This is a genomic window from Streptomyces sp. NPDC002884, assembly GCF_040295245.1.
Lineage (GTDB): Bacteria > Actinomycetota > Actinomycetes > Streptomycetales > Streptomycetaceae > Streptomyces.
In genome coordinates, this window is record NZ_JBEOVB010000030.1 from 24,643 (window position 1) to 35,115 (window position 10,473).

At 67.4% G+C, this 10,473-nt stretch carries 9 protein-coding genes and 1 pseudogene; 5 read left to right on the forward strand and 5 right to left on the reverse strand.

What is annotated here, in order from left to right; all coding sequences use genetic code 11:
• The first annotated feature begins 163 nt into the window (after positions 1 to 163).
• Positions 164 to 1,627 (forward strand): hypothetical protein, encoded by a 1,464-nt coding sequence (locus tag ABT070_RS36565; RefSeq protein ID WP_351767209.1) that lies wholly within the window; start codon positions 164 to 166, stop codon positions 1,625 to 1,627.
• Positions 1,624 to 2,385, forward strand: a complete 762-nt coding sequence (locus tag ABT070_RS36570; protein ID WP_351767210.1) for a hypothetical protein — start codon at positions 1,624 to 1,626, stop codon at positions 2,383 to 2,385. The genes ABT070_RS36565 and ABT070_RS36570 overlap by 4 nt, the downstream gene beginning before the upstream one ends.
• Before the next feature lie 85 nt (positions 2,386 to 2,470).
• Here ABT070_RS36570 and ABT070_RS36575 read toward each other — a convergent pair whose 3' ends face one another.
• Entirely contained in the window at positions 2,471 to 2,860 is a 390-nt protein-coding gene (locus tag ABT070_RS36575) for a hypothetical protein (RefSeq protein ID WP_351767211.1), read from the reverse strand.
• 415 nt (positions 2,861 to 3,275) lie between these two features.
• On the opposite strand from ABT070_RS36575, the gene ABT070_RS36580 reads away from it, so the two are divergent.
• Together ABT070_RS36580 and ABT070_RS36585 are read left to right on the forward strand one after the other, a co-directional pair.
• Positions 3,276 to 3,713 (forward strand): hypothetical protein, encoded by a 438-nt coding sequence (locus tag ABT070_RS36580; protein ID WP_351767212.1) that lies wholly within the window; start codon positions 3,276 to 3,278, stop codon positions 3,711 to 3,713.
• A 43-nt stretch (positions 3,714 to 3,756) separates the two neighbouring features.
• The gene (locus tag ABT070_RS36585; protein ID WP_351767213.1) at positions 3,757 to 4,770 is read left to right on the forward strand and encodes a hypothetical protein; all 1,014 of its coding nucleotides are present in this window, start codon (positions 3,757 to 3,759) and stop codon (positions 4,768 to 4,770) included.
• A 465-nt stretch (positions 4,771 to 5,235) separates the two neighbouring features.
• Here the strand turns inward: ABT070_RS36585 and ABT070_RS36590 are convergent.
• The 4 genes and pseudogenes from ABT070_RS36590 to ABT070_RS36605 form a co-directional block, all read right to left on the reverse strand.
• Positions 5,236 to 5,727, reverse strand: a pseudogene (locus tag ABT070_RS36590) (cation efflux transmembrane domain-containing protein); the annotation flags it as partial.
• Positions 5,696 to 6,058, reverse strand: coding sequence for an ArsR/SmtB family transcription factor (locus tag ABT070_RS36595; RefSeq protein ID WP_351767214.1), 363 nt, complete (start codon positions 6,056 to 6,058; stop codon positions 5,696 to 5,698). The pseudogene ABT070_RS36590 and the gene ABT070_RS36595, both read right to left, overlap by 32 nt.
• A 663-nt stretch (positions 6,059 to 6,721) precedes the next feature.
• On the reverse strand, positions 6,722 to 7,180 hold the full coding sequence (locus ABT070_RS36600; protein WP_351767215.1) for an SMI1/KNR4 family protein: 459 nt from the start codon (positions 7,178 to 7,180) through the stop codon (positions 6,722 to 6,724).
• 137 nt (positions 7,181 to 7,317) lie between these two features.
• A protein-coding gene (locus tag ABT070_RS36605; RefSeq protein ID WP_351767216.1) for an IS5 family transposase occupies positions 7,318 to 8,129 on the reverse strand; the annotation gives its coding sequence in 2 pieces (ribosomal slippage) (positions 7,318 to 7,803 and positions 7,806 to 8,129; 810 coding nt in all).
• Between the two features lie 309 nt (positions 8,130 to 8,438).
• On the opposite strand from ABT070_RS36605, the gene ABT070_RS36610 reads away from it, so the two are divergent.
• On the forward strand, positions 8,439 to 10,473 hold a 2,035-nt coding region (locus ABT070_RS36610; RefSeq protein WP_351767217.1), incomplete at its 3' end, for a GDSL-type esterase/lipase family protein.

Sequence of the window (10,473 nt, forward strand, 5' to 3'; positions counted from 1 at the left end):
GATGGTCGGGGGCTGTGGCCGTCAGCCTGGTCGGGGACGCCGGGTGAGCTGGCGGAATGGATCTCGCCCATGTCACCTCACGCAGCGGTCCCGGCCCACTTGCTTCCGCACGCCTGGTGCACAACATGGGTGTCCGCGTGCACAGAGCACGCGAGGAAGCACGATGAACCGCCTCGGTGCGGGGATCCGCCGTGGCGTGATGGCGGCGGAGCAGTTCACTCAGATCGCCAACGGCCTGTTCCGCGACCCGAAGATCTCCTTCAAGGCGAAGGGAATCTTCGGCTACATCAGCACCCACCGCGCCGGCTGGCACGTGACGGTCGCCGACCTCGTGCGCGCCGGGCCCGACGGGCGCGACGCTGTCCGCGGCGGCCTGAGCGAACTTCAGCTGCACGGCTACCTCATCCGCGAACAGCTCCGGCACGACGACGGGACGCTCGGCGAGATCGTCTATTCGATCACGGACCGTCCCGCTCCCGCCGACGCCAGCCTTGCCGCGGCGGCTGGTGCGGCGTTCGCCTCCGTGCCGGCCGGTGAGGTGCCGCCCGGCTTCGGGGCGGGGATCCGGCGTGGGGTTATGGCGGCGGACCAGTTCACCCAGATCGCCAACGGCCTGTTCCGTGACCCACGGTTGTCCTTCAAGGCGCAGGGAATCTTCGGGCTCATCAGCACGCACCGGGACGGCTGGCGGATGAGCGTCGCGGACCTGGCGCGCGGCAGCCGCGATGGCGAGGCGGCCGTCAAGAGCGGCCTCAGGGAGCTGGAGACGCAGGGCTTCCTGCTCCGGGAACGCGAGCGCTGTCCCGACGGCACCCTTGGCGCGGCCGCGTACTTCATCACCGACCTGCCCAGCCTGCAAAGCAGCAGATCGCAACCGATGTCGGGTTTTCCACCGGTGGATAACCCGACGTCGGTTGATCGCCCCACTAAGAACACCAACAGGAAGAAGACCAACAAGCAGAAGACCAGCACCGTCCCTCCGTGCGACCGCAGCGACGCCGCGCCCACCCCTGAAAGGACGGGCCGGCCGGACGCACCAGCGTCCCCGCCGGCTGCCTTGCCGGCGGGTGAGATGCATCCGGGGATCCAGCTGCTGCTCGAGATCGGAGCGAGCCGTCCAGAGCTCCTGCTGACCGGGAAAGTGCTCAGCGATCAGGGCCGTGTGGCCACCGTGATGCTGGAGTCAGGCTGGAGAGCTGAGCAGCTGCGCCATGTCATCACCGACCGCCCGCTGCCGCAGCCGGTGCGCACCACGGTCGGCGCGATCATTGCCGCCCGTCTGCGGGCCGCTCGGCTCTACCCACCGCCCGCCACGCTGGAGGGCCGTCACCGCCGCGGCGACGTGCCGAAGGACGCACCACAGAGGTGGCCGTCGGTCGAGCGATCGTCCACGGCCTCTGCCGCACGCACAGCGCCCGAGGCCCTGGCTTACCGGGCGCTCGTCGAGTGCGCAGGCTGCGGTGTTCCCGGAGTTGCCGCTGGCGAAGACCTCTGCCCGGCCTGCCTGGGCTGGCCGCTGTGTCGAACCTGCCCCGGACCGACGCCCCGGCGAGCCCGCCCGGAGGGCGATGGGCGCTGCACCATCTGCGCCACCGCATCTCATCCGCTGGAAGGAAGGACACCATGACTTCTTACGTGCCGTCGCAGGCCCCCATTGCGCAGCAGCTGAGCCCGTTCGGGCAGCAGCCCATGCGGTGGGAGCGGGAACGGTCCCGCGCCGTGCGCGGTGGGCATGTCGGCTGCGGCTCCGGGTGCGCGGTCGGCTGCGAGCCCATCCTGATCCGGGAACGGACACGATGGGGGTGGATCGACTGGGCGGTCCCGGCCGATGGCAGTCTGCCCGAGCACCCCTACCGGGTGGCCGTGTTCACCCCGATCGCGACCTGGACCCACCGCATCAGCTTGCGTTGGCTGGCCAGACGGCCGGCGCACTGGATCTGCCTGGGGGAAGGGGCCGTGCGGGCGGCCACGGCCATCGTCATGGCCCTCACCCTGGTGGCAGCCGTTCTTGCGCTCATGCGCGGCGTTCCCTTCAGCATCGTTGTGCCGGCGGCCGCCGTAGTCGCTCTGCTCGTGGAGTACCTGCCGGACCGGCTCGATGCCCGCGCTGGCGAGAATGCCCGGACCGTCGAGTCCGAAGCCGCCTGCCGCTATCTTCAGCGCCTCGCCGCTCTGCACGCCGGCCTCGTCCAGGCCGCCGCCAGCAGCGACCGCTACGAGGTCCGGCGCGCCGTCGAGATCGGCCACCACCAACTGTTCGACACCGCAGACCTGCTCCAGCGCCACGACACCCGCTCGGTCTCCCGTGAACTCATCGCGCGGGAGCGGCTGATGCTGCAACTCGCCGTGCAGACCAGCCGGATCGTCCCGCCCACGCACGGGTGATGTGGCGGCTGCCCGCTACAACCGGGCCGGCGGGCAACCGTGGCTGGGCCCTGATCGGCCCGGGACCAGCGAGCGGCCCCAGCCCTCAGCCGAGCACCAGACGCCCGTCACGCCGACGAAGGAGGAAACGAACATGTCCCAGGACGGTTCCGAGCAGCACACCGGCGAGGTGCACCTGCGCTTCGCGCACGAGGCCTGCTATCCGGCCGCGGCCTGTGAGATCAACACCTCGCTTGTGGCCGCAGCTTGCCTGCTGCACCCCCGTGTCCGGCAGCCTGACGGTGCCCGCATCTACGACCGTCTCATCTCCGGCCGCCATGCGGGAGAGATCGTGCCGTTGTCCACGCTCACCGATGAACTGGACGGCGGCGCACGCTGGCCGCAGGTCGGCGACTGGGAGGAGGTCACCGCGAACCTGCTCCAGCTCATCCGGGACCGGCAATGCGATGCCCTCAGCCTGGGGCTTGGCGGACATCGCCCGTGCCCTGCTGCGCGCCGGCCCGCACACCGAGGTCAGGGTCTGCGACCCTGCCACCGATCGGTATCAGACGTACGGGCCCGCCGAACGCACCAAGGTGCTGGCCGAGGTCGGCCGGCACCTGGCCCGGGCACAAACCAGGCGTGCCCTGTGGCCGGGCAACGCATGTCCAGCCCGTGGCAACCCGGGCGGTGCCACGTGATGTTCGGCCACCCATCAGATGGTCCTGCTGCCGGGCCACGAACGGCTCGGCTCACTCCTGTGAGTCCCTCCCGGACCTTCGGCACCTGGACCTGCCCAGCGGCGCCAGCGAGCATCCGCGCCTGGTCTTCCCCCCGATCACGCCGGGGCCCTACGCTCGTGCGGTGTCCGGAAGCCAGAGTGCGGACGTCCTCAGCACCCGGGGGAGACCATGGACGTCGGAACGTTGATCCTGCTGGGGGCGTCCGGCGGACTCTTACGCGGACTCCTGGACGCCTACGCCGGGTTCTCACAATGGCACGCGGCCCGCCGCGAGCACCGGCAGGGGCATGCTGGCCCGGACACCGAGGTCCCGGCCTTCCAGGACTACGTGGATCCCGTCGCCGACTCGGTGGCGGCCGTCGTGCACAGCGCCCTGGGGGCCGGCGCGGCCGTCCTCTTCGGCACGACCGGCCAGATCAGCGGGGCATACGCCGCCCTGGTCGTCGGGATGTCGGCTCCGCTGCTGCTCACCCAGCTGGGCCAGGCGCAGACGGTGAGCGACGCGGTTTTGGGCGCCGCGCCAGCGCCGGGCAGCCAGCCGGCCCATACGCTCCCGCTGCCCGGGCAACCCTCAGCCGCCGACCGCCGGATCGAGGAGGCGTCGTGACCCGGCCTCCCTCGAGGCCCCCGTCCGGGCCGGGAGCACAACCATGGTGAACAGCGTTCCGCAGCACCTGCACAGTGAGGACCGTCAGGAGTACGAGCGGATCCTCGACGAGGCCCTGCGCTCTGCCCCCCACTACCCGGAACTGGCCGCTATCGGACACCGCCTCAACTCCGAACAGCTGCGCACCATGGCGCTCAACGCCACGTCACTCATCACGGCGGCCGCGGCGGCCGAGTACCAGCACTACGTGAAGGCCCGCGAGGAACTGCGCGACCCCGCAAAGGCGGCGGCCGTCCCACACCGAAACGTCCCCGCTGCCCCGCTCCGCCGCCACACTGCGGGAATCGGCCGACGCGTACTCGCCGGCATCCTGGGTGTCGAACACCGGTCGGGCAGACAACGAGACAGGGGCGGTTTCCGCCAGCTGCCCCTCCGGCTGCGGTTCGCCGCCGCTTTCCTGGGGGCACGTCCGCGTCCCGTCGTACACAGCCATGGATCCGTTTCGGCGAGGGGCGTGACACTGCCAGGCAGAGCCGCAGCTCTCACCATCACCACATCCCTCTTCTTCGGCACGCTCGGTCTGCTCTGCCTGGTCACGGGTTATGGGCTGAAGTGGCTCGGCTCGGCAACCGCAGCAGCCGACTGGCTGATCGTCACAGGGCTCGTCCTGGGCGGAATCATGATTTTGGTGAGTCTTGGTGGGGTGATCCGTCTGATCGGCACCGCCCTGCGCGAAGCGGCCACCTCACCGGACGCCCGCCCCGATGCCCCGCTGAGCCAGGAGGTGGCACGGGCCAAGGCGGCGTGGCATCAGGCACTGCTCGAGCGCGGCATCCTGCCGTTTCTGCGGGAGGCGCTCGCCGAGCCCGGCACTGTTGCGGCACTGCGCCCCGATTCCGCCCCGCCGGACCGGGCCGGCCGCATCCCGCAGACTGGCTACGCCCGTCCCGGTTTCAGCAGCCCCGACGACGGCCTTCCCGGAGGCCCACGCCCAAGTTTCACCAGCCCCGACTACACCAGCCCCGACTTCGGCGGCCCGGAACACCAGCGGGAATGACCGACCGGAGCCATCACGGCCCAGAACGTTGGTCCGCCGAGTCACCGCAGGCGGCGTTGGCGCCGCGATCATCCAGCCGGGGTATGGCAGCCAGGGGCCCAGAGCGCCAAGAGAGCAGAGAACAGCACCAGGTGGGGCGGCCGGGCAAGGCTTGTGGGGTGCAGCGTCGCACGATGCGTGCGGTCCCGCGCAACGTGCGAAGGAAGCGCGGGACCGCAGACCGCGGCCGTCCTGTAGAGCCGGGCAAAGCGACCGTACGACACCGCCTGTGGACTGCGCGCCCGGCGCTCCGCTGCGAGGTACCGCCAGACCCGTATGTCCGAAGGAGTCACGAAAGAGACTGGGCGACCTGGAAGATCCTCCGCGACTGCTGCCTCAAGGGCGACGCCCCGGCCGGGAGACGTTCAGTCGTGGTGATCACCCACGGCGAAGGCCGAGTGGGAGCGCTGACCTGCAACGAGTTTGTCACGAGCAGCAGGTGCAGCCGCACGCGGCCGCAGCGGTCCCAACGGGGTTTGGCGCGTGGGCTGTTGGTGCGCAGCAGCCCTTGCCCTGCCAGGCGTCGCGGCCTTCCTTGACCGCGATGGCGGCGATGACCAGGGCGGCGATCGGGCCGGCCCAGGACCAACCGAGGGTGGCGTTTAAGGACCAGGCCGACCAGGAGCACGGCGGAGAGGTACGTGCACAGCAGTGTCTTCTTGGAGTCTGCGACCGCGGAGGCGGAGCCGAGTTCGAGGCCCGCGCGGCGCTGGGTGCGGAGAGGAACGGCATGATCGCCAGGGACAGGGCGGCGATGACGATGCCAGGGATCGAGCGGTCGGCCTCGCCGGTGCCGGCCAGGGCCCGGACGGCGTCGATGCTCACGTAGGCGGCGAGGGCGAAGAAGGAGACGGCGATGATCCGCAGGGTGGTCTTCTCCCGGGCCTCACGCACCGCGTGGTCGCGGGCCGAGAACTGCGCAGTCCTTCGTGGCGGCATCCGGGCAAATCCGGTCGGACTCGACCGCGACCACGGCGGCCAGGAGGTGGTCCAGGGCGGGGCCGAGGCGTTCGTCGGCGAGCTCGTAGCGGGTGCGGCGTCCGTCGGGCACCGTGACCACGAGGCCGCAGTCGCGCAGGCAGGCCAGGTGGTTGGACAGCCGGGTCCGGGAGACGCCGAGCGCGTCGGCGAGGTCGGCGGGGTAGGCCGGCGCCTGGCGCAGGGCGAGCAGAACGCGGCAGCGGATCGGGTCGGCGAGCGCGCGGCCGAAACGCGCCAGCACCTTGATGTCGGAGGCAATGATCAGCACGCGACGAGGGTACATCTGAACCTGAATTCAGAGAATTGTGAACTACCTGATGCTGGTCGGCTTGTACTCCGAGGGCGTGCAGGTCACCGGGGCGGCCTGGCGGTTCGTTCAGGGTGGGCGGCCGTGACGTAGTGCATGGCTGTAGGTAGCCCATCTTCACCTCGTCCGCCCGACGGGTGAGCTCGTTGATGGTTTCCGCGAGGTGGGGCAGGCCGAGCTTGCCGGCCGTGGTGCGGATGCGGTTGCCGGTCAGCTCGTCATAGACCGACAACGGTCGGCGCCTGACTTCGATCCGGGTGGCCGCAGCCCGGTTCAGCAGGCCTGCAACGGGCCGGTCCCCTCGCCTGGCAGCCGCTCTTGACGAGGCTGGACCGGGACGTCTCGTCTCCGATGGTGGTCCGGCGCCCCTTGCCAGCGGGCAGGCCGTCCCAGTGCGTCTCGTCGAATTCACCCGCCCTGGCCCTGGACAGACGAGATCACAGCCGGTTTCGAACGACCGTGCTCCTGCCTGACCCGGGCTGACCAGCAGACCCGACGGCAGCATCACCCCACCCCGGGCAGCCGAACCCGGCGCGACAGTCGGGCCACCGGGCTGCCCACCGTCCTGGGAGGCGAAAGGGTCCACTGACAACGGCTAACACAAAGACGAGCCGGGAACCGTACCTATAGGTATCCCGGCTCCCCGTTGGCCATGAACCGTGTCAGGGATTGCTCCAGCAGCTCCAGAAACTGCCGCAGATCATCAGCCACCCTGTCGAGTTCGGGTTCGTCCAGTGATGCTGTGCGCGTCCGGTAGACAGCCCCGCTGGGGCCGGTGACGTAAAACAGTCCGCCACCGTTCGAGCCGATGACCAGGCCACGAGCCTCCTCACCAGTGCCATCGCCAACAGCGCCGTACTCCTTGAGCCGCAGAAGGACGTCAGGTATCGGGTCGACGAAGTAGCCGTTACCGACGTCCGCCCAGGCGATGTCGGCGATGCTGTCGTAGAGGGTGACCAGGTCGGCGGAGGCGAGATCCAGTTCGGCCAGAGCGCGTGTCGCCGTCTGATCGTCGGGGTCGGCCGACCGGACCTGATTGGTGCCCGGGGGATACCCGTGCCGGCGCTCGAACTCGGCTGTCATGGTCTGCAGAGGGCCTGAGACCCTGCTGATCCACGCGGCCAGCCAGGCAGGTGACAGTGAAGGTCTACTCATGAAGCCGGATCATGGCACGCGCCCCGGACGTCAAGGCGACGGCCACCAGATGTTGCTTCCCGGGATCAACACAGGGACTTGAGTTGTCGGTGGGTGATGAGACAGCAGGCGAGTTTGAGGAATGCTTCGTGGATGTCGGCTCTGCGTTCCCAGCGGATGCGCAGGCGGCGGAAGCCGTGCAGCCACGCGAAACTCCGCTCCACCACCCAGCGGTAGGTGCCCAGTCCGGTGCCGTGCCGGGTGCCGCGGCGGGCGATGGCCGGCACGATGCCGCGGGCGCGGACCTGGTCGCGGTAGATGTCGTGGTCGTAGCCCCGGTCGGCGAAGAGCGAGTCAGGTTTGCGGCGGGGACGGCCAACCCGGCCGCGGACCGGCGGGATCGCGTCGAGCAGGGGAAGCAGCTGGGTGACGTCGTTGCGGTTGCCGCCGGTCAGCAGGACCGCGAGCGGAGTGCCATGGCCGTCGGTGATCAGATGGTGTTTCGAGCCGGGCCGACCCCGGTCGACCGGCGACGGCCCCGTGTGTTGCCCCCTTTTAACGCCCTGACGTGGGAGGAGCCGACTACGCAGCGGGACCAGTCCAGGCGCGAGGCCGCGTTCAACTCGGCCAGCAGGACCTCGTGCAGCCGCTGCCACACGCCGGCCTCGTTCCAGTCCCGCAACCGGCGCCAGCACGTCATGCCCGACCCGAACCCCAACTCCTGGGGCAGGTACTCCCACTGGATCCCGGTGTGCAGCACGTACAAGATCCCGCCCAGCACCTCCCGGTCCGGCAATGCCTTGCGGCCGGGGTACCGGAACCTGCGTGCGCGCTGAGGCAGCAACGGCTCCAGACGGTCCCACAGTTCATCCGACACGATCCACGGCGATGTCCCCACATCGGACCGAACGCTCAACTCCCGCCCCAGACACGGCCATCGGGGCCGATCCACCTCTTGAGTGCACCCACGAACCCTCACGCAAGATCGAGGTGGGATGGCTTTTACCGCATAAAAGGGCTTTCTATGTAAATCCTTCATATTTCCCGGACTCATTGACCAGGGAATGGGCTGTATTTGACCGAGCACCGCAGGGGAGGCTGATGCTTCGGCCCCTTCGTGGCCGCAGCCCGTCCTTCCCTCAGGTTGCAGGAGTGACAATTGTCCGAAAAGAGAAGATCATGGCAAGTAGTGCGAAGAATCGGCAAGGTGTCCAGAATCCAGATTCTGGACCCGCTGCTGAGCGCACTGGCTGTGGTGCTGGCGGTAGCGATGATAATCGTCGGAGCAGACGCGAAAGCGCTGGAGGCGAGTGGGTCCACACAATCTTTTTGCGAAAGCCTCGATAGCCAACTCGCTTCGACCAACGGAAATGCGGATGGCTCACAATTCAGCGTTGACTGTCAGACTCGAAATGCTACTTCTGTGGCGGCTGACGATGGCGTCGTGCTCAGTTATGACATGCCTGGCACGGTTGCTGCGGACAGGCAGAAAATCATCGACAGTTTGGAGGAGGGTGGCGGAAGTCTCGGTGACATGTATAGGCGTGTCATCGAAGAGTATTCGGTAGAAATGCCGGGGGCGGGTCCAGGAGAATTTGGATTTGATGCCGACGGTGACATATCTGTCACTGATGGCGGCCTGGCCATAACAATTCCCCATGCTGAAGTACAGGAGACCGCCAACTGGTGGAAAGGGGCGGCGGCGACGGTCGTTGGGATCGCTGCGGGGGTTGTGGTAGGAGTAGCCTGTTTCCTTGCATTCGCGGAGACTGGATCCTTGGCTAAGGTCACCTGTGAAGCGACTGCGGCATTTACGATCGGCTTCGTCACCACAATGCTCTCTGCACTCTTCAAGGGTGAAGAAATCACCTTGGACGTCTGGGGCGAGTCCTTGGCCATCGGTATTATTGGCGCCATAGGTGCTGTTGCTTGGGCTACGGTATTTGCCCCGTGGGCGGAGGTGGGGACCTTTGGTGACGTTCTGATCAAGATTTCGGACATGGTGCGCAAGTGGGGTGGGGTTCTCAAATACTGGGGAGGATCTACCTTCGAGACCATCATGGCTCTGGCGGCCGACGACATTGCTGCGCTGGGCCCCCGAATGTATGGGTATCTTTCGGCGGCAGCGCGAAGGTTGGGATTTGGGCCCACCATCCGGGTGATGCCCCTGGGGGATTCGATCACTACTGGAGTAGGTAGTAGCGATTATTCTGGCTACCGCGAGAAGCTCTACATCAGCCTCGACGAGGATGCGGAAGGGAAAACGGACGGAAAGGGTGTCGATTTCGTGGGTTCTCAGCAGGGAGGTGACGCGCCAGACATTGACCACGAGGGGCATTCTGGGTGGAGAATCGATCAGATCTCTGATTTCGCAGCCTGCCGGGTGAATCAGCTGCGCCCCACCGTGGTGACGCTGCACGCGGGAACGAACGACCTCAACCAGTTCTACGACACGGGCAATGCACCTAGTCGACTCAGCGGGCTCATCGACACGATTCAGAAGAACTCTCCCGGGGTCACGGTAGTTGTCGCCACGCTCGTTCCCACAACCAAGCCGGAGATCCAGGCCCTGATCACGCCCTACAACAAGGCCATCACGGACATGGTCAACGTCCGGAAAGGCAAGGGGGAGCGGGTTCTTGTCGCGAACATGAGCGCGCTGAGCACAGCTGATCTCGCTGATAAACTGCATCCCAACGATGCTGGCTACGCGAAGATGGCGGTCGCATTCGACAGTGCCATCGAACAGGCCACGAGAAACGGCTGGCTCAATGGCCCATACCCCGGGGCCGGTGACACCGTTGCCTGCAAGGCCGCTGGTTTCTCGGAGCAAGGGAAAATAATTTCGGGCGGAGCGGTGCCCACCGCACGTGTGGAGGCGGCGGATATCAACGGTGACGGCTACGCCGATTACCTTGCTGTGGCCGCCGACGGCTCGGTTCAGGCATACATCAACAACGACAAGAACGGCGGCAACCCGCGCTGGCAGTCGTACGGACAGTTCGCATCAGGTGTGGGCGTGTCCGGAGACAAGATTCGCTTCGCCGACATCAACGGTGACGCCTATGCCGATTACCTCGCGGTAGCCGACGACGGCTCGGTGAAGGCGTGGATCAACAACGACAAGTCCGGCGGCAATCCGCGTTGGACTGACTACGGGCAGTGGGCCTCTGCCACCGGCGTAACCAGCGCCGGCCAGGTCCGCTTCGCCGACATCAACGGTGACGGCTACGCGGACTACC

Bases quoted from the DNA above. Each gene is read 5' to 3' on its own strand.
- ABT070_RS36565 (WP_351767209.1), top strand. From the start codon at position 164: ATGAACCGCCTCGGTGCGGGGATCCGCCGTGGCGTGATGGCGGCGGAG.
- ABT070_RS36570 (WP_351767210.1), top strand. From the start codon at position 1,624: ATGACTTCTTACGTGCCGTCGCAGGCCCCCATTGCGCAGCAGCTGAGC.
- ABT070_RS36575 (WP_351767211.1), bottom strand. From the start codon at position 2,860: ATGTCCGCCAAGCCCCAGGCTGAGGGCATCGCATTGCCGGTCCCGGAT.
- ABT070_RS36580 (WP_351767212.1), top strand. From the start codon at position 3,276: ATGGACGTCGGAACGTTGATCCTGCTGGGGGCGTCCGGCGGACTCTTA.
- ABT070_RS36585 (WP_351767213.1), top strand. From the start codon at position 3,757: ATGGTGAACAGCGTTCCGCAGCACCTGCACAGTGAGGACCGTCAGGAG.
- ABT070_RS36600 (WP_351767215.1), bottom strand. From the start codon at position 7,180: ATGACAGCCGAGTTCGAGCGCCGGCACGGGTATCCCCCGGGCACCAAT.